Origin of the sequence: Pseudoalteromonas sp. MQS005 (assembly GCF_001661605.1) — a bacterium.
Taxonomy (GTDB): domain Bacteria; phylum Pseudomonadota; class Gammaproteobacteria; order Enterobacterales; family Alteromonadaceae; genus Pseudoalteromonas; species Pseudoalteromonas tetraodonis.
Genome location: NZ_LYRQ01000014.1, coordinates 31,265 through 53,334 on the forward strand (window position 1 = coordinate 31,265; position 22,070 = coordinate 53,334).

At 39.6% G+C, this 22,070-nt stretch carries 20 protein-coding genes; 7 read left to right on the forward strand and 13 right to left on the reverse strand.

Translation table 11 applies throughout. From position 1 onward, the window contains the following. Positions 1-79: 79 nt before the first annotated feature. Positions 80-1,687: an NAD(P)/FAD-dependent oxidoreductase gene (locus A9479_RS07005; RefSeq protein WP_013463219.1), complete on the reverse strand. Its 1,608-nt coding sequence runs from the start codon at positions 1,685-1,687 to the stop codon at positions 80-82. A gap of 188 nt (positions 1,688-1,875) precedes the next feature. On the opposite strand from A9479_RS07005, the gene fdxA reads away from it, so the two are divergent. Both fdxA and A9479_RS07015 read left to right on the forward strand, forming a co-directional pair. Beyond that, a complete protein-coding gene (gene fdxA, locus A9479_RS07010) occupies positions 1,876-2,199 on the forward strand; it encodes a ferredoxin FdxA (protein WP_008114035.1) in 324 nt (107 codons plus the stop codon). A 141-nt stretch (positions 2,200-2,340) separates the two neighbouring features. Then, positions 2,341-4,587 carry a carbohydrate binding family 9 domain-containing protein gene (locus tag A9479_RS07015; RefSeq protein ID WP_064663021.1) on the forward strand — a complete coding sequence of 749 codons (2,247 nt, stop codon included), beginning with the start codon at positions 2,341-2,343 and terminating at the stop codon, positions 4,585-4,587. A gap of 350 nt (positions 4,588-4,937) precedes the next feature. Here the strand turns inward: A9479_RS07015 and A9479_RS07020 are convergent, their stop codons facing one another. The 7 genes from A9479_RS07020 to A9479_RS07050 form a co-directional block, all read right to left on the reverse strand. Continuing rightward, positions 4,938-5,642, reverse strand: coding sequence for a TorF family putative porin (locus tag A9479_RS07020; protein WP_028834775.1), 705 nt, complete (start codon positions 5,640-5,642; stop codon positions 4,938-4,940). Positions 5,643-5,650: 8 nt separating this feature from the next. Next, complete coding sequence (locus A9479_RS07025; protein ID WP_013463220.1) at positions 5,651-6,868, reverse strand: BCCT family transporter; 1,218 nt, start codon at positions 6,866-6,868, stop codon at positions 5,651-5,653. 166 nt (positions 6,869-7,034) lie between these two features. Further along, positions 7,035-8,702, reverse strand: a complete 1,668-nt coding sequence (gene betA / locus A9479_RS07030) for a choline dehydrogenase (RefSeq protein ID WP_064663022.1) — start codon at positions 8,700-8,702, stop codon at positions 7,035-7,037. Positions 8,703-8,711: 9 nt separating this feature from the next. Next, positions 8,712-10,175 (reverse strand): betaine-aldehyde dehydrogenase, encoded by a 1,464-nt coding sequence (betB, locus tag A9479_RS07035; protein WP_064663023.1) that lies wholly within the window; start codon positions 10,173-10,175, stop codon positions 8,712-8,714. Position 10,176: 1 nt separating this feature from the next. Further along, complete coding sequence (gene betI, locus A9479_RS07040) at positions 10,177-10,752, reverse strand: transcriptional regulator BetI (protein ID WP_008111458.1); 576 nt, start codon at positions 10,750-10,752, stop codon at positions 10,177-10,179. 438 nt (positions 10,753-11,190) lie between these two features. Beyond that, a complete protein-coding gene (locus A9479_RS07045; RefSeq protein ID WP_064663024.1) occupies positions 11,191-11,493 on the reverse strand; it encodes a hypothetical protein in 303 nt (100 codons plus the stop codon). Then, the gene (locus A9479_RS07050) at positions 11,493-11,750 is read right to left on the reverse strand and encodes a DUF3081 domain-containing protein (RefSeq protein WP_013463225.1); all 258 of its coding nucleotides are present in this window, start codon (positions 11,748-11,750) and stop codon (positions 11,493-11,495) included. The genes A9479_RS07045 and A9479_RS07050 overlap by 1 nt, the downstream gene beginning before the upstream one ends. Before the next feature lie 146 nt (positions 11,751-11,896). Here A9479_RS07050 and A9479_RS07055 point away from each other — a divergent pair, with 146 nt between their 5' ends. After that, a complete protein-coding gene (locus tag A9479_RS07055) occupies positions 11,897-13,177 on the forward strand; it encodes a flavohemoglobin expression-modulating QEGLA motif protein (RefSeq protein ID WP_064663025.1) in 1,281 nt (426 codons plus the stop codon). 220 nt (positions 13,178-13,397) lie between these two features. Here A9479_RS07055 and A9479_RS07060 read toward each other — a convergent pair whose 3' ends face one another. The 4 genes from A9479_RS07060 to A9479_RS07075 all read right to left on the reverse strand — a co-directional run bounded on the left by A9479_RS07060 (position 13,398) and on the right by A9479_RS07075 (position 18,025). Beyond that, positions 13,398-14,201, reverse strand: coding sequence for a DUF1338 domain-containing protein (locus tag A9479_RS07060; RefSeq protein ID WP_064663026.1), 804 nt, complete (start codon positions 14,199-14,201; stop codon positions 13,398-13,400). A 27-nt stretch (positions 14,202-14,228) separates the two neighbouring features. Next, positions 14,229-15,695 (reverse strand): succinylglutamate-semialdehyde dehydrogenase, encoded by a 1,467-nt coding sequence (astD, locus tag A9479_RS07065; RefSeq protein ID WP_064663027.1) that lies wholly within the window; start codon positions 15,693-15,695, stop codon positions 14,229-14,231. An 8-nt stretch (positions 15,696-15,703) separates the two neighbouring features. Continuing rightward, the gene (gene astA, locus A9479_RS07070) at positions 15,704-16,738 is read right to left on the reverse strand and encodes an arginine N-succinyltransferase (RefSeq protein WP_013463229.1); all 1,035 of its coding nucleotides are present in this window, start codon (positions 16,736-16,738) and stop codon (positions 15,704-15,706) included. A gap of 81 nt (positions 16,739-16,819) precedes the next feature. Then, entirely contained in the window at positions 16,820-18,025 is a 1,206-nt protein-coding gene (locus A9479_RS07075; protein ID WP_024600888.1) for an aspartate aminotransferase family protein, read from the reverse strand. A 191-nt stretch (positions 18,026-18,216) separates the two neighbouring features. Between A9479_RS07075 and A9479_RS07080 the strand changes: the two genes are divergently transcribed. From A9479_RS07080 to A9479_RS07090, 3 genes are all read left to right on the forward strand, one after another. Next, positions 18,217-18,645, forward strand: a complete 429-nt coding sequence (locus A9479_RS07080; protein WP_013463231.1) for an Lrp/AsnC family transcriptional regulator — start codon at positions 18,217-18,219, stop codon at positions 18,643-18,645. A 256-nt stretch (positions 18,646-18,901) separates the two neighbouring features. Beyond that, positions 18,902-19,276: a hypothetical protein gene (locus tag A9479_RS07085; protein WP_008112502.1), complete on the forward strand. Its 375-nt coding sequence runs from the start codon at positions 18,902-18,904 to the stop codon at positions 19,274-19,276. 149 nt (positions 19,277-19,425) lie between these two features. After that, complete coding sequence (locus A9479_RS07090) at positions 19,426-20,451, forward strand: GGDEF domain-containing protein (protein ID WP_064663028.1); 1,026 nt, start codon at positions 19,426-19,428, stop codon at positions 20,449-20,451. 1 nt (position 20,452) lies between these two features. On the opposite strand, the gene A9479_RS07095 is transcribed toward A9479_RS07090, so the two are convergent. Further along, complete coding sequence (locus A9479_RS07095) at positions 20,453-21,376, reverse strand: hypothetical protein (RefSeq protein WP_028834784.1); 924 nt, start codon at positions 21,374-21,376, stop codon at positions 20,453-20,455. A 384-nt stretch (positions 21,377-21,760) separates the two neighbouring features. Here A9479_RS07095 and A9479_RS07100 point away from each other — a divergent pair, with 384 nt between their 5' ends. After that, positions 21,761-22,063, forward strand: a complete 303-nt coding sequence (locus tag A9479_RS07100) for an isoamylase early set domain-containing protein (RefSeq protein WP_064663029.1) — start codon at positions 21,761-21,763, stop codon at positions 22,061-22,063. Positions 22,064-22,070: the final 7 nt, after the last annotated feature.

Below are 22,070 nucleotides of genomic sequence, written 5' to 3' on the forward strand. Positions count from 1 at the left end.
TTTATGGAAACACAGGTTATTTTTAGCACAAAAAAACCTCACATTGTGAGGTTTTTCGATAAAGGTCGATTAAATCGATTTAGGCGTTTTCTAGCATCGATAACGCAACCGCCTCTGCGGCTTTAATACCATCAATACCCGCTGATAAAATACCACCCGCATAACCCGCGCCTTCACCTGCAGGGTAAAGCCCTTTAGTATTAATACTTTGGAAGGTTTTATCGCGCTTGATACTTATTGGTGATGAAGTACGCGTTTCTACCCCAGTGAGTAAGCCATCATTAGTTGAAAAACCACGAATTTGCTTGTTAAAAGCAGGAATTGCTTCACGCAAGGCTTCAATCGCAAAAGGAGGTAATACGTTGCTCAAATCAGTCAGTTTTATGCCCGGCGTATACGAAGGCTGTACATCGCCTAAATTAGCCGATGATTTACCTTTTAAAAAGTCGCCAATAAGCTGTGCAGGGGCATCGTAGTTTTTACCACCAAGTTCATAGGCTTGCTCTTCTAGTTTACGCTGTAAATCAATGCCGGCTAGGGGATGCCCAGGGAAGTCTTTTTCTGGCGAAATACCCACTACAATAGCGCTGTTAGCATTACGTTCACTACGTGAATATTGGCTCATGCCATTGGTGACGACTCGGCCTTCTTCAGAGGTTGCGGCAACTACTGTGCCGCCAGGGCACATACAAAAGCTATATACAGTACGGCCGTTATTACAATGGTGTACTAATTTGTAATCTGCAGAGCCTAAAATAGGGTTACCCGCATTATCGCCAAAGCGGCATTCATCAATCATTGATTGCTTATGTTCTATTCTAAAGCCCACTGAAAAGGGTTTAGCTTCAACATAAATGCCTTTATCGTGGATCATTTTAAACGTATCGCGGGCACTGTGGCCAACCGCTAATATCACATGGCGAGTTTCGAGCTGTTCACCATTAGAAAGCGTAAGCCCAGTCACTTGGCCGTTGTCTAAATGGATATCGTCAACGCGCGTGCTAAAACGAATTTCTCCACCAAGTTCAATAATACGTGCACGCATTTTTTCAATCATGGTTACCAGTTTAAAGGTACCAATATGCGGCTTACTCACGTATAAAATTTCTTCAGGAGCGCCGGCCTCTACAAACTCAGTAATGACTTTACGACCATAATGTTTAGGGTCTTTTACTTGGCTGTAGAGCTTACCGTCTGAGAACGTGCCTGCGCCACCTTCACCAAACTGTACGTTTGATTCTGTATTAAGGGCCTTTTTACGCCAAAAGCCAAAGGTGTCTTTGGTGCGCTCACGCACTTCTTTACCGCGCTCTAAAATAATTGGGTTAAAGCCCATTTGTGCCAACACTAAACCGGCAAATAAGCCACAAGGGCCAAAGCCAATTACCACAGGGCGTTCTTTAATACTGCTATTGGCGTGCGCTACAAATTTGTAGTTGGTGTCAGGGGAGACTTTAACGTGTTGGTCTTTTTCAAACGAGGTTAACAGTTGTGCTTCGTTATCCACTTCAACATCAAGCGTGTAAATCAGTAAAATGGCGCTTTTTTTACGTGCATCGTAACCGCGTTTAAACACATTGTAGCTGTGTAGCTGCTCTGGGCTTATATTTAATTTATTGATGATGGCTTGGCCAATGGCATTTTCGTCATGGTCAAGCGGCAGCTTTATTTCGGTTAAACGTATCATTAATATCTCTTTAGGTGTCATAGCGGGGATTAAATTCCGCTCACAATAAGGGGTGTGCACAAAGCGCTGATTTATAAGCGCCATATGTTACGTTAAATTGCCCACTTTTGGCACTTATTTATTGTGTTTTGGTAAGGGTTGGGTATGATCCGCAGCTGTTATTGTGAAACATTAGGTATTAAACCATTATGGCGTTTGTAGTCACCGAAAATTGTATAAAATGTAAGTACACTGATTGCGTATCAGTATGCCCTGCAGATGCATTTTTTGAAGGTCCTAATTTTTTGGCTATTAGTCCTATTGACTGTATTGACTGTGGTTTATGCGTACCTGAGTGTGCCGCTGATGCTATTTTTCAAGAAGATGAATTACCTGAATCGCAAAAAGAGTTTACCCAATTAAATGCGGAGCTAGCAGAAATATGGCCACGCATCACCCAAGTTAAACCCGCCCCGGAAGATGCCGATAGCTGGAATGGTGTGGCTAATAAATTAAAACTTCTCGACACATAATCATTCCACTTCGTTGTGTATTAGTTTTTTGTTAATTTTATTGCAAATAATAGCGCGCAACTATTAACAAATGTACCGGTATAATTTACACTCCTGAGCAAAGTTTACTTTTAACAAGTAAATAAACCTAAATGGATGTTTATGCAGTACTTTATACCTATAAAAATAACAACATTGCTGTTTTTTATCAGCTTCAGCCTCGGTTTAACTCTCAGCCCTAATGCACTTGCCGATAAGCTTAATTATCAACTCGCGCACATTAATAAAAATATTGATGTAGATGGCGTGCTTAACGAGCCACATTGGCAACAAGCAACACATGTTGCGGTAAATTACCAAGATGAGCCGAATGAAAAAGGCACACCGCCAGTAAAAACCGATGCATACCTTTATGACGATGGTCATAATTTATATGTGGCGTTTGTAGCTTATGACCCGGATCCGAGTAAAATTCGCGCGGCGCTTCGTGACAGAGATACCCTCTGGCAAGATGATACTGTCGGTTTGGTGATTGATACCTTTAACGATGAACGTACAGGCTATGAGTTTTATGTAAACCCACTGGGCGCTCAAGGTGACCTTCGCATGACGGATACCGATGAATGGGTGTCAGATTTATCGTGGGATGCCATTTGGGACAGTGCCGGTACCGTAAACGAGCAAGGTTACGTAGTTGAAATGCGTATTCCGTTTAAAGCGCTGCGATTTGCGCAAAATAAAGATCAATCTACCTGGGGTTTTGCTGTAATGCGAAATTATCAGCGTGATGTGTTGTATCAATTATCAAGCACAGGCTTTGACCGTGATATTAAATGTAGTTTATGTCAGTTTGATAAAATAAGCGGATTTAATAATTTAGCACCGAGTAAAAACCTGCAATTAACGCCAACATTAACCGCACTGAGAAACGATCAAAAAACACAAGTACCTGGTGCGTGGGATAATGGCAATGTAGACACTGAGGTAGGGCTTGATCTTCGTTGGGGGGTTACCAAAGATGCGGTAATTAATGCCACCATAAACCCTGATTTCTCTCAGGTAGAAACCGATTCGTTAGAACTGGATGTAAACACCACATATTCTATTTATTACGCAGAAAAACGCCCGTTTTTCTTAGATGGCGCATCTTACTTTAAAAGTAACTTATTTGAACTCCTTTATACCCGTACCATAGCTGAGCCAAATATTGGCGCCAAGCTCACCGGTAAAACCGACAGCCACAGTTATGCGCTAATGTTTGCAGATGACGATAACAGTAATATTTTATTGCCAACTAACCAAGGCTCGGGCTTTGCCAACTTAAATGATAAAACCAAAGCAGTGGTGGCACGTTATCAATATGATATTGGCCAACAAGGCACTATTGGTGTCACTTCTACACATAGAGAAAGTAGTGACTACCATAATACGGTACTATCGGTTGATGGCAGCTATTGGTTTAATCAGTCAGATACGCTTAATTATCAAATCGCGAATGCTGATACCAATAACTCGCCGTTTTTAGTTGATAACTACAATTTAGCAGACTCTCAGTCGGATATGGCGTATGCATTAAAGCTGACACGCGATAAGCGTGATTATAAGCTCTACGCGACCTATGACAATATTGGTGAGGATTACCGGACCGATTTAGGTTATCAAGAAAAGGTAGACTATGAAAAAGTAGGCTTTGGTGGCGGACAAACTTGGTATGGTGATGAACATGACATGCTAACAACCTGGTCATACACCGCCGATTGGGATAAAACCTGGGCGCAAAATGGCGAGTTACTTGAAGAAGAATACGAAGGTTACATGACCTTTCAAGGTCAAAAGCAGTCTGTATTTGAGCTGGGTTTGTTAAATCGCTATGAAAATTATAACGGCAAGTTTTATAACCAAAATATTGGTTATTTTTATACGGCTTTTAGACCGTCAAAAGATCTGAGATTATCGTTATATGCCGAATATGCAAGCCGTATAGATTACACCAATGAACAGCTAGGCGATGTTTTAACCACACAATCGCAGGCTGTTTGGGATATTAATAACCATTGGCAGGTCGATGTTAGGCATAATTATAGCCATTTAGATGATTACCAAGGGCGACGTGTTTTTACCGCAAACCTTATTGATTTTAGGCTTTATTATAAGTTTAGTATGCGCGCTATGCTTAAGCTGATTTTACAGTTTGAAGATATAGACAGAAATGAGGATGCTTACTTTTATCAGGTTAGCGAAATCAACAAAGATTACGGTAGTCAGCTGGTGTACTCATACAAAATTAACGCACAAACCTTATTTTACTTAGGGTATTCAGATAAAGGTTATCAGGATGACTCGTTAAAAAGCATTGAGCGAGACCAACGTACTTTCTTTACTAAAGTCAGTTATGCGTGGCAGTTATAACGCTATAAACAATATAAAAGTAAGATTTTACTAGGCAATAAAAAACACGCTAACCAGTAGCGTGTTTTTTATATTTACTAGGGTCTGTTGACCTTTGTGGATTGAAATTTGTTCAAACTAGGGGGTGTTTAATCGCGGCGCGAGGTTTGTAACCTAGTGGGCTAAGTAAAAACCGAGCAACAAAGAGTAAATAGCCCCTAGGAAGAACCCTTTGGGCAGCGCCTGTTTGGCATTAATGCTACGTTATCGCCTATTTATGGGGAATAACACTACATAGGCTCTGCTTTGCCTAAATACCAAACAGGCTGCTGCAAATTCAATCTTAAAATTACAACAGACCCTGTTAACTATTACAAATCAAATGTACGTGAGATAGCAAGTACAATTCGCTCATCTGCGTAATCGTAATCTAGGCTGGTATTCTCAGCAGCCACTTCAATGCCAAACCCTTCATAGCTCGTTTGGTATGCTAATCGGTAGTGATAATACGATTTGTCGCCCTTAGCTTCATCCCATTGGAACTTATTGCCATCGAGTGAGTTTGAAATATCAAAGCTGGCACGAATCGCATGATTTGGCGCAAGCTCGTAAGTGTGCGCAATCATAGAAATGACATGGCCAGTATCGTAGCCAAAGTAATCCCAGCTGTACCAAAAGTTAAGCTCTGTTTGGCCGTAGTCACTGGCGTAACCAAATTTAGTATACGCTTCTGCGTAGTTACCATCGCTGTTATTACCTTGGTAAGTGTAATAAGCAATACCGTAATCCAGGCTTACTTGTTCGTTTAACTGAATGTATCGGCCTACGTAAGCATCTAGTTCAAAGTCGGTGTCATCACCAAAATCTACGTTTGATGCCCATACTCCGGCATAAACACCGTTATCATACGCGTAGTCAAGGCTTGCTTGCAGTGCCGGATCGTTATCTGTTTGTGATACACCATTAAAGGTGTAATCAGATGCAGCCGTAATCGTTGTTGACCAGTTAGCCGCTGCCGTTGTTGATAAAACGGTGAACGGTAAAGCGATAAAAAGTTGTTTTAATTTATTGTTCATGTGTTTTCCTAGCTGATAGTTTCTATTTTTGTGTAATCAATTTTATTCGCTTTAGGCGATCCTTCGATATTGCTGACCGTTTTAAGTTTGCTGTAGGCAATAAAACCAAGGCAAATAAAGAATAACCCTATAACTAAAGCACCAACCCATTGAATTTGCAAAAACTCAAGCTTAAATAGCAGTGTTAGTAGCGACAAAGCGACAACGTTCATGGCAATATATTTAAATTTACCAAAGCGTTTTACGGTTAGGTTTAAATTATCTGTGTATAAACGGATCAGGGAATCGAGCGAATTAATAACAAATACTATACCTACAAACACCATAGCAAAGTTTTTGATTCCCTCGGTTGGAATACCGGCTTCATGGTAGTGATATAACACACTAAACCAGATAGCGATTGGAATCGATGGGAAAATCAGCATAGCACCAAGGACTTGATAGGTTTTTAAACCGCCCACAAAACGCGATGTAAATTGACCAATCATAATGCTCCACGCAAACCACCAAAATAAGTAAAACTCATGGTAATCATTCAGTGGTAATACAAACTCATTGATGTTGGCAAAGTAATTACCAATTAATCCGATGTTTTTAGTAAATGCAGAGAGTTCACTGTCGCCAAATAAGAAGGCATCAGCCCACATAAAGCCAATTAGGGCTATAAACAACCAAGTAGTTGCAATACTTAAAAAGCGTACATATTTAATATCGGTACTTGAATACACCGCAAAGCAAATAGCGGCAAGCACGATTAAGTAAAACGCAGGAATAACATTTGAGCCATCACCGAGTTCAGGTAAATACCATGGCAAGTTACTCAGTAATAAGTAAGCGGTAAACGCACAAGTACCAATAATGACCACGTTGTTTAAAAACTTAACCCATGGAATTTCAAAAAACTTCACTTTGGGTTCTATTACACAGAAATAAAAGCACGTAAGAAAATAAAATCCCCAAATTAAAAATCCCCAATAACCAAACTCAATAGAGAGCGGGTTGGCAAATGCATATTCTGGGCTTGCTTTTATGTCTGCATAACCGGCAAATTCGGTTAAAGGGAACATAATAAGGCCAACGTCTAGGCCTGAGGTAAACAGGATTGCTATAAAAGTGAATGTTCTCACTGGTGTGACGCCTACTACGCGTACATTGCCCCATTTTATTAAAATAGTAACAATGGCAAGTAAGGTGAAAATAATGCCTGCATTAAGCCAAATAGTCATTATCGCCCTCCCAGAATGAATAAAAATAACACATATATACTCCGTTTTTTATTGTGCTTGCATTAACACAGGCATAACCTATTTATGCTTGTGAGCCACTGCAAGGCGCATAAAGGCACTCCTTAAAGCATTTTGCTTAAAAGAGTGGCCTTTATGGCAGGCTAAATTAAAGGGTTTTATTTCGTTGTGAAGTTTGCCAATCAGTGGCATTCACAACATCAACTCCTGTATGAGCTAAAGGCTTATTACCTAAAATAATATCAGCGGCTTTTTCGGCCACCATAATGGTAGGCGCATTTAAATTACCATTAGGTATGGTTGGAAAAATCGACGAGTCAACTACACGCAAGCTTTTCATGCCATGCACTTGGGTATTTGAGTTAACTACAGCCATGTCGTCTTCACCCATTTTACAAGAGCAAGAAGGGTGGTAAGCACTTTCCACTGCTTGGCGCACAAAGGCATCAATTTGCTCATCCGTTTGAACTTGTTGCCCTGGTTGAATTTCTTCACCACGGAAGTCGTCAAAGGCAGCTTGTTCAATAATTTCACGCGTTAAACGTACGCACGCCCTAAAGCCTTCAATGTCGTCTTGATGCTCAAGATAATTAAACACAATCTTTGGCGGCTGCGTCGGATCTGCTGAGGCAATAGTGACACTGCCACGACTTTTAGGTTTGTTATGACCTACATGCACTTGAAAACCATGCCCTGCAAAAGCACTGCGTCCATCATAACGCATTGCTGCCGGTAAAAAGTGATACTGAATATCAGGCCACTCTACACCCGGTTTTGAGCGAATAAAGGCACACGATTCAAAGTGATTAGTTGAGCCTAAACCTTTTCGGGTAAGCAGCCATTTTGCACCAATTAAACCTTTAGAAAACAAGCCTAATTTACCGTTTAAGGTAATGGGTTGTTTACACTTATATTGAAAGTAAAACTCTAAATGGTCTTGCAAGTTTTGACCAACACCTGGTAGGTGATGTTTTACTTCAACACCTGCTTTTTCAAGTATTTGTGTATCACCAATACCGGACAGTTGTAACAGGTGAGGAGAACCGATAGAGCCCGCACTTAAAATAACCTCTTTACTTGCTGTGGCTGTTTTAACTGTGCCATTGAGCTTGTATTCAACACCGGTTGCTTTTTTGCCGTCTAAAATAACGCGCTGAGCAAGTGCACCGGTTACAATTGTTAAATTACTGCGATGCTTAATCGGATCTAAATATTCACGAGAGGCTGAGCTGCGCACACCGTTTTTAACGGTCATGTGCATAGGGCCAAAGCCTTCTTGTTGAGCACTATTATAATCAGCTGTAGTGGCATAACCCGCTTGAGCACCAGCATCAATAAAGGCGCTATACAATGGGTTTTCCATGTTATTACCGTTATTAACGCCAAGGGGGCCTTTTCCACCACGATGGCTGTTTTCACCTAGATAAAAGCTTTCTGCTTTTTTAAAATACGGTAAACAGGCTTGATAATCCCAGCCATTAGCGCCATGTTGCTGCCATTCATCAAAATCTTTCGCATGACCACGTACATACACCATGCCATTAATAGATGATGAGCCGCCAAGCACTTTACCGCGTGGGCAGTGCATTTCACGGTTATCTAAGTACTTTTCTGGCTGCGTATGAAATTGCCACGCATACTTATCGGTATTCATTGGAATCGACAGAGCAGTGGGCATTTTAATAAAGATGCTTTTATCGCTGCCGCCGGTTTCAAGTAACAATACCTTGTTACTTGAATCTTCAGACAAGCGATTTGCTAACACACAGCCTGCCGAGCCTGCGCCTACAATAATATAATCAAAAGAGTGGTTCATAATGATTCCTTAAAATGGGCTTTCTATGTCAGCCATACCAACATAAACAGACTTAGTTTGCGTGTAATGATCAAGCGTTTGTATGCCGTTTTCGCGGCCGATACCTGATTGCTTATAGCCACCTACAGGCATTTCTGCCGGCGAGTTACCGTAAGCATTGATCCAACAAATACCGGCTTGTAGCTGATGAATAACGCGATGAGCACGTTTAATATCGCTGGTGAAAACGCCTGCAGCTAAACCTAAGTGAGTGCCGTTAGCACGTGCAATTACATCATCTTCGTCATCAAATACTAAAACGCTCATTACTGGGCCAAAAATTTCTTCTTTAACAATCGTCATCTCATCGTTGCAATCAACAAATACGGTTGGCGCTACAAAATAACCATTTGGCGCAGATGCTGGTGAAAGCGTTGAGCCACCGGTTAATAGCGTTGCCCCTTCTTCAAGGCCTTTGTTGATGTAGCTCAGCACTAAATCTTGATGCTTTTTAGAAATAAGCGCGCCAAAGTTAGTGTTTAAATCTTGTGGATCACCGGCAATAATATTGTTTTCGGTGCGAGTTTTAAGCTCATCAATAAACTGCTGGTACACATTTTTGTGAACATAGATACGAGTGCAATTAGTACAAATTTCACCTTGGGTATAAAAGTTCCCTAACATTGCCGCGCTTACTGCTTGCTCTATATTGGCATCGTCAAAGACAAGTAACGGCGATTTACCACCTAGTTCCATAGTCACATCTTTTAATGTACCTGCAGCACTGGCGACGACTTTCTTACCGGTACCTACTTCACCAGTAAACGATACTTTTTCAATATCTTGGTGTGCAGTAAGCCATTGGCCTACTTCACTCGCGCCTTGAACTACATTGAATACGCCAGCGGGTACACCTGCTTCAATAAACACCTCTGCTAATTTAATTGCGCCAAGCGGGGTTTCTTCTGAAGGTTTAAAAATAAATGCATTACCCGCTGCAAGGGCAGGACCAGACTTCCAACATGCAATTTGTAATGGGTAGTTCCATGCACCAATACCAGCACAAATACCTAAAGGCTCTTTGCGTGTGTAGTAAAAGTCATCGCCAACCATTTGTTGTTGACCAACTTGCGCAGGGGCAAGGCCTGCAAAATATTCAATTACATCTGCGCCTGTTTCAACATCTACGCAGTTAGCTTCTTGCATTGGTTTACCGGTATCGAGCACTTCAACAAGTGCAAGCTCATCGTTACGCTTGCGTAAAAAAGCAACGGCGTTTAATAAAATACGGCTGCGCTCAATAGGGGTCATGGCTGACCAAACTTTAAAGCCTTGTTTTGCACTTTCAATTGCTGCGTTTTGAACGTATTCATCGGCAACTTCAACGGCATAAATTACTTGGCCGGTCGCAGGATTTACTACATCAAATGTTTCGCCGCTTTTGTTTGCAAGGAATTGACCGTTGATAAAGTTTTGATAGATAGGTGTAGTCACGTTAGGCTCCATATTGCTTGATAAGTGAATGCACGTAGTTTTTAGCCAGTGATTCACTGTGTTTAAACTGATTTTCGTCTGATTGGCTTAATACGGCTCGTAGCCATAAACCATCGATCATTGCTGCGGTTAACTCTGCCGCGAGATTTGCTTGCGCTAAAGGCATTAATTGCTTAAATGAAACGGTTAAATTGCTTTGCAAGCGTTTGCTGTTTACATTTTGTAAACGATGAAGTTCCTTGTCGTGCATTGATTGCGCCCAAAAACTTAACCACGTCCGAGTGGTGTCTTTTCGTTGTTGTACTAGCGCAAAGTTTGATTCAACAATAAACATTAACCTTTGAGTAGGCGTGGTCTTTTCATCTACTTTGCTGATCAAGTCATCTTTCAAGTTAGACAGTAAGTAACGCACAGTTGCTTCAATTAGCCCCTGTTTCCCACCAAAGTAATGGCTAATTATGCCAGAAGACATCCCCGCATTTTTGCTAATACTATTAATTGTGGTTGCTTGTAACCCTTTTTGAGCAACTGACTCTATTGTTGCGTCAATTAGCTGCTGACGCCTTACAGGTTCCATTCCAACTTTAGGCATAATTTTTATTAATTGATCGTTCAATAAAGATAAGCTTAAGGTAATAGCTCTAACAATTCAAGGTTCGTGCAAATGGTGAGTGTCTGAAATGTGGATAAATAATTAATAAAATAAGTCTAAAATGAAGTTATATTAACAAGCTGAATTGTTATTAAATATCATTTAATAACAATTTGTTACGTGTGTTTTTTTGATTGCTTTTTTCGGTGTAATTATTTATTTACATAATTATTGAAACTTTTAGTGATTTATTTATTAGTGTGATAACTATTAGAGTACTAATTGTATTTTTTGTGGGCAGGTTACTTTAAAAAGCGGTAAGGCGAGTTTGTGGGAAGATCCAAGAAAAAAGATTTAGGAAGTGAAATATGAGATTAATTTACAGAAATGTTAACTTAGTGAAGAGATAAATAAAGACGCTGTTTAGGTTTCAACAACGCCTTTAAATAACAAAGGATAACGTCTTAAACGGTTGCCAATATAATCGTCAGCCATAATTTGGTCGCAAATTTCATCAATATTATCGGTCGCTTCAAATACCCAATCAAAACGTTCTATTGCAAGTAAAAACCCACGCTTTAAATGCGTTTGCGCACGGTAATAAGCAAGGTTGTTTTTGATGAGTTGCAGCTTTTTAGGCTCTGCTTTTAATTGCGCAATAACTTGATTAATAAACTGCAAGTTGCGCGAACTGGTTGGTCTGTTTCTTCTATTTGTTGATCGCATCACTCTTCATTAGCTATGTTGTAAAGTTTTTTCAAAAAGTCGTCTTTGTGTTTGTCGTGTTCATAATCAAGGTGATAAGTATTATGAAACCCAAAGCGAAGTAAAACACCACTGCCTTGTAAATAGACGGTGTAGCCATCTATATCAGAATATGCAGTGATCCCTTGATAAAATTTACCTTCTTCTGTGACTTCTCCGCGTTGTTGAATGCGTTCGTAAACCGCTAGAATCTGTTTATTGTCGATTTCATTTTTCATTGTTTGTCCCTTTTATTTAATCACTCATACGCTATAGAAGTGAGGGTCGATCATCATAAAAACAATAGTCTAAAAAGTATGATATTGCTTTGTTATTTTTCATTTATAAATTATGCTCAAAGTTCACTTTTTGTTGAGCTTTTACCATGATAGACAAAGCGTTACTTTTGAAAACTCGTGAATTATCCGACCAACTCATTGCATTGCAAACACCCATTAGAATACTCGATGCAATAAATTGGGATAAACAAATTAAAGAGGAATTTTTTAGACAAAAATGTCAAAAAAATCCACTTATTGATCGTGCTTATTATCAACAGCGCGATTTAGGATTTGTTCCTAGCGAGTTGCGCCAAGCATTTTCAACACTGCACCGCAATATTATTAACCAGTTGGGGCAATTAAACCCAATTGCACAATATATGGGTAAAATGTGTACCGAATATAAAACGGTTCTGAGCATGCTTGAATACCGCGGTACGCCAGAGTTTCATGACTTATCAGTGGAGCTATTTGGTCATCCTAAAGATTTGTTTCATGCTGGTGAGCCATCGCTATCAGAACTGGCTAATATGCTTGAACAGCCTTTAAAAAATTTACTTGCAGCGGATATTTTGCCTGAAGATCCTAAAAATATTGATGCCAGCGACGCGGTGCGGATTTTATCTGAACAGGTCAATGCCAGCATGCCGGGAATAAACGTAGAAGTAATGCTAAGTGATGGTATTGTCAGCGATGCGGCAGCAGGTGCTAATAATATTAAGCTCAATCAAGATGTTAAGTTTTCTCAGCGCGAATTAGATATTTTAGAAGTGCACGAGGGCTGGATCCATGTAGGCACCACTCAAAATGGCTTAGCGCAACCTTATTTAACCTGCTTGAGTAAAGGCACACCAAGCTCTACGGTTACCCAAGAGGGGCTTGCAGTACTGACGGAAATTATTACTCTTAAATCAACACCACGTCGTTTATCAAAATTAGTAAACCGTATTCAAGCGGTGACGAAAGTAATTGATGGTGCTGAGTTTATCGATATTTACCGAGATTACGTTGCTCAAGGTTTATCAAAAGACGACAGCTATACCCTTGCACAGCGCGTTTTTAGAGGCAGTACCGCAACCGGCTTACCCTTTACCAAAGATATTGCTTACATAAAAGGCTTTGTTTTAGTTTACAACTTAATTAGGGTGGCGATACAGCTTGGTCGAATTGATCAGTTGCCATTATTGCTGGTGGGTAAAATATCAATTGATGACTTTAGATTAATATCGCAATTGCATGACTTAGGTGTCATTGAAAATCCGCAATTTGTGCCGCCTCATTTTAAAGATTTAAGAGGCCTTGCTACGTGGCTCAGCTTTGGTCGATTTATTGGCGATTTGTCATTCGAACAATTAGAAAACGATTATAAGCCGTTGTTTTTATAATTTTAAAAAGGAAGCGCAGATTCCTTCTTTAGCAAAAAAACGCAGTTGGAATAAGCAACTGCGTTTAAGTTTACATACATAAGCCTGCATGCCCATAAGAGGGCAATTGATTGTTGTCATTTTTATTTATCGTTTTATCGATACATAAAATTGTTTTAAGCCGTTCATTAGGCACAAAAAAAGCCCAAAAGTGGGCTTTTTTAAATACAACACGCTTTGGTTATCGTGCGTTGGTGCTTTCAAATATTTTGTCTGCAGAGGCAGCGACAAAACCGGTGTAAATTTCACCGTCAGGTTTTGGATAACGAATAGCAAACTCGTAAAAACAGCTAGGAATGCGCATATCGCCATCGCTAAAGGTTACGGCGTACTCATCAGCTAATGTTGATGATTGCTCTAATAGCACCTCTGGTGAGCCTTTTACTTCGCCTCCTGAGGTATTAAGCGCAAAGCCAGCATCTTTAAGAGCTTGGTTTACATCATGGATGTTATCAAACTTAGCTAAGGTATTAATGTTCACAGTAAAGTGATTTGCACGGTAACCCCACGCAGACATCCACGCCGCATATTCGCTCTCTGCTAATAGCTTTTTGTAAGTATCAGTGCTTACTTGCCAATGTGTACCTGAATATAAAAAGTTATCGGCAGTCACCGCACTTTCGTCAATTTGTGCAACCATATCAGTAACAATTGCTTGAAGCTCAGGTGAACATTTTTCAACTAATAACTCAGAAATAAACACTTTAGGTTGCGTTGGATCGCTGTGCTCGTAGTGCTTAGCGTAGAGTTTTTTTGCTTCAAAATGGTACTCACCACATTCTTTGTAGCCAATGGCTAAAAAGTGTGCAGCTAGTTTTTCAAGGCCTACTTTTTCAATATTAAAAGTACGCAGCGCAATATGATCGTTGATTATGTCGTCTTTTTGCGTTGAGCCTAATAGGTCATGAATTTTGTCAGCCGATGGCGTTACGCTTAGGTAGTTTTGCCACAGGTTATCAAATAATGTGTTTACATCAGTATGCATGGTAAATCCTTAAATCTATTTAAATTGTTATTCAATTATTAAGCCCGGCGCGAGGGTTTGCGGTAAGTTAACTTTTTCTGACTCTACAGAGGCCACTGGGTATGCGCAATAATCTGCAGCGTAGTATGCACTGGCTCTGTGGTTGCCACTGGCACCTATACCACCAAATGGCGCTGCGCTTGATGCGCCTGTAATAGGGCGGTTCCAGTTAACAATGCCGGCACGAATACGTTTTAAAAAGTGACTGTAATCATCTTCGCTATCAGCAAGTAAACCAGCAGATAAACCAAAGCTGGTGTTGTTTGCTTCTGTTATAGCGCTATTGAAATCAGTGTAACGATATACTTTTATAAGCGGGCCAAAGTGTTCTTCATCGGCAATTTCGCTAATGTTAGTGACATCAATAATGCCTGGGCTTACAAACCCAGTGCCTGATTTTAACTGTTTAAGCTCAACAAGAATCTCAGCACCTTGTTTAACTAGCTCAGCTTGCGCTGCAACCATGCCTAATGCGGCTTTTTCACTGATCATAGCACCCATAAAAGGTTGATCGTCCGCAAAGCTATCGTCTACTAGGATATTTTTGGTGGCGCTGATCAGCTTTTCTAAAATAGCATCGCCATTGGGCGACTTTTCAATAAATAAACGGCGTGCACAAGTACAGCGCTGACCCGAAGTAATAAAGCCCGATTGAATAATATCGTGCACAGCGGCGCTGACATCAGCAACATCTTTAACCACTAGCGGGTTATTACCGCCCATTTCAAGCGCTAAAATTTTACCTGGGTGGCCAGCAAATTGTTTATGTAATAAATGCCCTGTGTTTGAGCTACCAGTAAAAAATAGGCCATCTATATCTTTGTGTGAGGCAAGCGCTTTACCTGTTTCTAACTCACCTTGAACGAGGTTTATAACCCCAGCAGGTAAGCCTGCTTTTAACCATAGTTCTAAGGTAAACTGCGCTACATGAGGAGTTAATTCTGATGGTTTAAATACCACGGTATTACCGGCTAGTATGGCTGGTACAATATGGCCGTTTGGTAAATGCCCAGGGAAATTATACGGACCAAAAATAGCGACCACACCGTGAGGTTTGTGGCGAATAAAGGCTTTTGCACCAGGCATTGGGTTTTCGGTTGTACCAGTACGTTCATTGTAAGCACGTATCGCAATGGCCACTTTGCCTGTCATCGCGCCCACTTCTGTGCGTGTTTCCCATAGCGGTTTACCTGTTTCACGAGCAATAATAGTGGCAAACTCTTCGCTGTGTTCTTTTAGTTGGGCTACGAAGTTTTCTAAAATAGTAATACGTTGCTCAATTGGCATGTCTGCCCATTGAACTTGCGCGGCTCTTGCCGCTTTTATGGCACTGTCAACTTGCTCTGCGTTGGCGCCATTACCTTGCCATACAATTTCACCATTACTTGGGTTAATAGAATCAAACGCAGGGCCTTTGCCTACAAGCCATTGATTATTAATTAGTTGTGTGTTCATAAATAATGTTACAGGCGGAAAAATCGCGCTGCATCTCCTTGTTTTAAATGAAGTGCATCAGCTACTTCTTGGCTGATGATTAAGGTGTGCTTTGCCTGATTGTAATGAGCATGTTTAGTAAATGTGGCTCTGAAATCGCTAACCCCTTGATTACAAATAGCAAGGGTGTCTGAGCTTTGCTCATTGATATGTTCAAGCTCGCCAATAGTAATAGGGCACACCTGTGAATCACGAATACTGCGAATATTACCGAGTTTTGCTTCTACTGTGGGGCCTGCGTCAAATAAATCAACGTATCCGCGGTGTTCAAAACCTTCTTTTTCAAGCAGTTTAAGTGCTGGTTTGGTTTTATCATGCACATGGCCAATCACCGCTTGTGCTTTTTTGCTCAGTAAATTCACATAGATAGGGTATTTAGGCATGAGTTCGCTAATAAACACTTTATCGCCTAATCCCACTAAATGGTCGGCTTGTGGGAATTCAATGCTAAAAAAGTGTTCCTGCAACCATTGCCAAAATGGCGAGTGACCGTCTTCATCGCTAACACCACGCATCTCAGCAATTACTGTGTCGGCAAAGCGCTCGCTGTGTTGCGCCATAAATAAAAAACGTGAACGTGATAAAAAACGTCCCGTCAGGCCTTTTCTACTGTCTTCACGTAAAAATAAAGTACATATTTCTGAGCAGCCAGTGTAGTCGTTACACATACTCAAAATATCTACGGTATTGTAAACGTTTAAAGTGGGTGAATGGTGAACTGTTTTACCTAGATGATAATGATACAAAGGTACAGATAACCCGACGGCCGCTTCAATGGCGGTAGTACCAATTACCTTGCCGGTTTCACTGTCTTCTAAAACAAATAGATAGCTTTCGTCGATGGGCTTATCTACGTTTTTAGTAAAACTGTTTTGCGCACGATCAATTTTTTCTTGTAGTTGCCCATCATCGACAGGTAAAGAGGTAAAGCCATGGCCAGACTCAATGGCAATCTCTTTAAGTGCTGCAAAATCATTGACAGTAATAGGACGTAATACTTGCATTAACTACTTGCTCCAACAACATATAAAATCCTGAGGTAAACGTGTGTTTGCCTCAGGACTTAGTTATGTTTTACTTAGTTATTAACCGTTTACTACATCGCTAACTGCTTTTTCAAAGCGAGCTAAGCCTTCTTTAATGTCCTCAAATGGGATCACTAATGAAGGTGTAAAACGAATAACGTTCATACCGGCTACTAAGTTCATTAAGCCGTTATTTGCACTTGCTACTAAAAAGTCACGAGCACGGCCTTCAAATTTCTCATTTAGTACCGCACCGATTAGTAAGCCTTTACCACGGACTTCGCTAAATACATGGTATTTTTCATTAATTGCATTTAAACCATCACGGAACATTTGTTCACGCTCTTTTACGCCATCTAATACAGCAGGCGTATTAACGGTATCAAATGCCGCTTCTGCAACAGCACAAGCTAACGGGTTACCACCATATGTAGAACCATGCGTGCCTACTTTTAGGTGTGCTGCAATTTCAGTGGTGGTGATCATAGCGCCAATTGGAAAACCGCCACCTAAGGCTTTAGCCGTCGTTAAGATATCAGGAATAACATCTAAGCCTTCGTATGCGTATAAGTGACCTGTACGGCCAACGCCGGTTTGCACTTCATCAAAAATAAGTAGTGCGTTGTGTTTAGTACACAGTTCACGTACTTTTTGTGCAAATTCATTAGTTGGTGGCACAATGCCGCCTTCACCTTGTAATGGCTCCATCATTACCGCACAGGTATCATCACCAATTAAGGCTTCAAAAGCGGCAATATCATTGTAGTCACAATGAACAATATCAGCAGGTTTTGGACCAAAACCGTCAGAATAAGCAGCTTGGCCACCCACTGTTACAGTGAAAAATGTACGACCATGAAAACCTTTATTGAAAGCAATAATTTTAGTTTTTTCAGCACCAAATTTATCCAGTGCAAAGCGACGTGCTAATTTTAATGCTGCTTCGTTTGCTTCAGCCCCTGAGTTTGCAAAGTAAACTTTTTCAGCAAACGTGGCATCAACCATTTTTTTAGCTAGACGAAGAGCTGGCTCATTGGTCATTACATTTGATAAGTGCCAAATTTTTTCGCCTTGCTCTTTAAGTGCACCGACTAATGCAGGATGGCAATGCCCTAAACAATTAACTGCAATACCACCGGCAAAATCGATAAATTCGTTATTGTTCTGATCCCACACACGTGAGCCTTCACCGCGAACAGGAACAACAGCTGAAGGGTTGTAATTAGGGACCATTACGTCGTTAAATAAATCTCTGGTTACTTGCATTTTTACACCTAAATTATTCACATAAAAAAATACGTTGCTGAAAAAATAACGATAAGGTCAGGATGATTCAGCAATACAATGTGTTTTACTTATTAAAAATGTCATTATCAAAGGTTATGAATGAAATTTGCAGTGCTATTTTGTGAAAAATGATTAGAATAATAGTCAAATTAACGAATTTAATTAGCATTATGATAACTCCCCAAGATGAAAAACTACTCTCAGTATTAAAAACGAACGCCCGCGCTAGCATTTCTGATCTTGCAAGGCATTTGAGTTTATCTCGTTCAACGGTGCAAAGCCGAATGCTAAAATTAGAGCAAAGTGGGATCATTAAGGGTTATAGCGTTGACTTTGGAGACGACTTTTTAAATAGCTTGGTCTCTGCGCATGTTTCAATAAAAGTAAAACAGAAGCTAACAACAAAAACTAATATTGAATTAAAGCAAATTGATGCGATTTCTCAGTTGTATGCAATCAGTGGAGAGTTTGATTTAATTGCTATTGTAGAAGCACAGAACCTTGAGCAGTTAAGCCACTTACTTGATGATATTGGTAACTTAGATGGGGTAGAGCGTACCCGTTCATCGGTTATTTTAGAGACTAAATTTAAGCGTTAATTCGATTTGTTTAGTACATTAAGTGAGCATTAATTATTTGCATTTAAGCTAACTTGACTGTAGTCTACTTGATATTAGGAACAAGGAATGTTTTTAACCAAATCAATAGGCTTATTGCCCTGCATTTGTTGCAATCTTCCAGTACTTAATAAATCTCATCAATACAGTTATTAATCTTATTAGCATTGGCTAATAAGGTGTGAGTGAAATAGGACGTTTTTGGCACCACTGGGCTAAGACTTTACAAGGAAATGTTATGAAATACACAACAATGGCTGCTGTGGCATTATTAATAGGTGGCTCATATTTAAGTGCAAAAGCGACTTTATTTGACCCTGCACAGAGCATAACGGTTGAAACTTACAGCGATATATTCTTCAAATTAGAATCCTCTCCTGTCAGCATTAATGAAATTATTACCGGGGCGAGTCAATTTGCCGATAGCTTGTGTGATGAAAGCATCTACCAAGAAGTAATTGGCGAATCGGTAAACTCATGCAAGCAAAAATTCAAACAATCTCAAGCACAATGTGCTGAGTTTATAATAAAAAATAACGAGCCTATGTACACTGATAAAGTGGCAATAACACAGCTCTCTGAGAAGTTTATTAATTGCATGACCAATAGCTAAAATAGCGCTTACAGTTCTTAATTTATTAAAAATGCGGCTCCTAAACTGGATGAGCATTGATGCTTTAATTTTTATTTAGCATATTCCACTGCGTGGTCTATGCTAAATTTTATTAATGCTCAAACGCCCAGTTTGCTTTAGGGAGTACAATGCAAGAAAATTTACTGAATTCAGTCATCAAAATAACAAAAAATAGAGATGTAGATTCTCTTGAATATAGTTTGATATCGACCATCCAAGAATTTATAGGCTGTAAAGAAGTCTCAGTTTATAAAGATATAGAAGTTCAAGGCCAACTGACTATTGAGCAAAGTCTTTGCTTAAAAGTCACGGGTGAAAAGCAATTCGAGTGGGTACAACGACAAATTGTTGCACAGCCTGAGGATGAACTTCTATCGTGTTTACGTTCTGCCTGTATTATTACTGTTCAGTCTGCCGATGGAATTGAACGCCGTTGGCTCCCCATTACCCGCCAAGAAAAAACAGTTGCTGCCATTTCTGTGGTTTCAAAAAGTTTAGATAGTTCGGCTCAAGTGATGCTAAATGCTTTTTGCCGCATATTTGAAAACTATTTAGTGATACTCCATGAAAACGAAAGAGATAAATTAACGGGGCTGTTAAATAGACAGACATTTGAGAAAAAAATAAAACAGCTAATTGAAAAACAAGTATTAAAAATGCACGGCTCATCCCGAGATAAGGATAAAAGGCAACAAAAGCAGGCATCAACATCTTGGCTGGCTATTTTAGATATTGATCATTTTAAAAATATAAATGATCAATACGGTCATATCTGTGGAGATGAAGTGTTACTCGTATTAGCGCAAAAAATGCGTCACTTTTTTCGCTCAACAGATTTAATTTTTCGTTTTGGTGGGGAAGAATTCGTGATTGTTTTTGAGCCCACAGACGCTGACTCAATCAGTAATAAAATGGCTGAATTTATACAGCTCATTAGAAATACATCGTTTCCTTTTGTTGAAAATATGACGATCAGTGCTGGTTTAGCGCGTATTAGTCCTTATGATTTTCCAATTGCAGTGCTAGAAAGCGCAGATAAAGCGCTTTATTATGCAAAAAATAATGGCCGAGATAAATTTTGTATCTATGAAGATTTACTTGCCGAGAACTTAATCAGTGTACAAGTTAATTCCTCAGAAATAGATTTATTTTAAACTACTGCGGCTGAGGATGGCTTCGCTGCACTTTCACTTTGGTTACTTGGTCGAGCTTTATAAAATAAACATTGCCGCCAATGCCTTTAAACTCCTCATCGGTAAAGGCGATGGTATTGTCATCATAAAAGGTGATTGCCTCTTTTTGGGTTACAATACCTAAGTCAATTTTAAATACATCGCCAGAGAAAAACTTATCGCCTTTAAAGTTTTCAAACAGCCAAATACTGGTTGAATCTAATAATGCGAGCTTTTTTCTATCTGGGCTAAGTGCTGCGGATGTGATCCAGCAAAGCTTTTCCATGGTGGTGCACGTTTTAAATGAATCTATCAGCTGGGCATCAAAATTCGCTGCATGGTCGCCTACTTTGTAAACGTTAGTAATTCCATCGAATGGCTCTGTGCGATTTTTAGTAAACAAGTATAAATGTCGACCAAAAGCCACAAACGCTTCTAAGTCATAATTACGTTGATCAGGTTGTATTGGGCTGCCATCTAATTCTGGGTAGGTAAACTTTATAATTTCAGCTTCTGTTGTATTGGTTTTTATATCTATAGGGTTTTCTATTTTATAAATTGTTAGCCATTTACGTTCATTTTTATTATTACCAAAGTCGCCTAAAAAGAAATGACCAAACTTATTTTGCGTCATATCTTCCCAATCTATATTTTTTGCATTCGTGACGAGTACTTCTTTTGCAATTGAACCATCGTCATTGAGCCTATAAAGCTTAGGCTCGTCGCCACTGTCGTTAATAGCCCAAAGCCGTTTATGTTTATCAAACTCAATGCCTGAAATTTCTTTTAGTTTTGGGTCTACAGAGACCACCTTTTTACTATATAGTGTATAAATTGAACTGCCTACAACAGCCGTAATGATGCTAAAGACGATAACAGAAGTAATAAGGATGCTTTTTTTCAACATTGTATTTAAGTGTTCATCGGGTTGGCTGAGTAGATAGTTATTATCGCTGATGATGTTGTTAAGCTAAAGGTTTTTATAGTTTTAATGTAGTAATAAAAATTAATAAGTATGTGTTTAAGGACAAAAGCAAATTAATTAGCTGTTATGGTGTAGTTGGTTTAAAAGTTGCTCAGTTGCAGTGCTTACTTAAAAATCAGTTTTAATGGTTAAAATTGCACCAAACCAGTGCGGTAAAATAAATAACGCACTGTAATAATGCGTAAATAAAGTTTTGATTAACTTTAAAGCTGTTTTTATGTGAATGAATGGATTCCACATCGCCTTTTTAAGCTGTTTGGCCTGTGGCAAAGATGAATACCCCTTATGGTTTAGTTGGAGCCTATTATGTTGAATAAACGCTTTTTTAAAACAAAAAATGAAGCAGAAGTAACCTTTGAATTTTCTCACCCAGATGCAGATGATGTCTGTTTACTTGGAGAATTTAATGATTGGCAGCCGGTGCCAATGAAGCACAACAAAAAGCTTGGCGTATTTAAATGCAAGCAACGTCTTCCCGTTGATAAAGAGTTTCATTTTCGCTATTTAATAAATGGTAAACAGTGGGATAACGATCATCAGGCTGATGGGTATATTGCTAATAGTTTTGGTACAGAAAATAGTATAGTAAATACACAACGCATTAATTAAGGTCGCT

Excerpts from the sequence above, each read along its gene's own strand:
- A9479_RS07055 (WP_064663025.1), top strand. The coding sequence starts at position 11,897 with ATGATAGACAAAGCGTTACTTTTGAAAACTCGTGAATTATCCGACCAA.
- A9479_RS07020 (WP_028834775.1), bottom strand. The coding sequence starts at position 5,642 with ATGAACAATAAATTAAAACAACTTTTTATCGCTTTACCGTTCACCGTT.
- astD (WP_064663027.1), bottom strand. The coding sequence starts at position 15,695 with ATGAACACACAACTAATTAATAATCAATGGCTTGTAGGCAAAGGCCCT.
- A9479_RS07060 (WP_064663026.1), bottom strand. The coding sequence starts at position 14,201 with ATGCATACTGATGTAAACACATTATTTGATAACCTGTGGCAAAACTAC.
- fdxA (WP_008114035.1), top strand. The coding sequence starts at position 1,876 with ATGGCGTTTGTAGTCACCGAAAATTGTATAAAATGTAAGTACACTGAT.
- astA (WP_013463229.1), bottom strand. The coding sequence starts at position 16,738 with ATGCAAGTATTACGTCCTATTACTGTCAATGATTTTGCAGCACTTAAA.
- A9479_RS07085 (WP_008112502.1), top strand. The coding sequence starts at position 18,902 with ATGAAATACACAACAATGGCTGCTGTGGCATTATTAATAGGTGGCTCA.
- betA (WP_064663022.1), bottom strand. The coding sequence starts at position 8,702 with ATGAACCACTCTTTTGATTATATTATTGTAGGCGCAGGCTCGGCAGGC.
- betI (WP_008111458.1), bottom strand. The coding sequence starts at position 10,752 with ATGGAACCTGTAAGGCGTCAGCAGCTAATTGACGCAACAATAGAGTCA.
- A9479_RS07005 (WP_013463219.1), bottom strand. The coding sequence starts at position 1,687 with ATGATACGTTTAACCGAAATAAAGCTGCCGCTTGACCATGACGAAAAT.
- A9479_RS07045 (WP_064663024.1), bottom strand. The coding sequence starts at position 11,493 with ATGCGATCAACAAATAGAAGAAACAGACCAACCAGTTCGCGCAACTTG.
- A9479_RS07075 (WP_024600888.1), bottom strand. The coding sequence starts at position 18,025 with ATGCAAGTAACCAGAGATTTATTTAACGACGTAATGGTCCCTAATTAC.
- A9479_RS07095 (WP_028834784.1), bottom strand. The coding sequence starts at position 21,376 with ATGTTGAAAAAAAGCATCCTTATTACTTCTGTTATCGTCTTTAGCATC.
- A9479_RS07080 (WP_013463231.1), top strand. The coding sequence starts at position 18,217 with ATGATAACTCCCCAAGATGAAAAACTACTCTCAGTATTAAAAACGAAC.
- A9479_RS07050 (WP_013463225.1), bottom strand. The coding sequence starts at position 11,750 with ATGAAAAATGAAATCGACAATAAACAGATTCTAGCGGTTTACGAACGC.
- A9479_RS07090 (WP_064663028.1), top strand. The coding sequence starts at position 19,426 with ATGCAAGAAAATTTACTGAATTCAGTCATCAAAATAACAAAAAATAGA.
- A9479_RS07025 (WP_013463220.1), bottom strand. The coding sequence starts at position 6,868 with ATGACTATTTGGCTTAATGCAGGCATTATTTTCACCTTACTTGCCATT.
- A9479_RS07015 (WP_064663021.1), top strand. The coding sequence starts at position 2,341 with ATGCAGTACTTTATACCTATAAAAATAACAACATTGCTGTTTTTTATC.
- A9479_RS07100 (WP_064663029.1), top strand. The coding sequence starts at position 21,761 with ATGTTGAATAAACGCTTTTTTAAAACAAAAAATGAAGCAGAAGTAACC.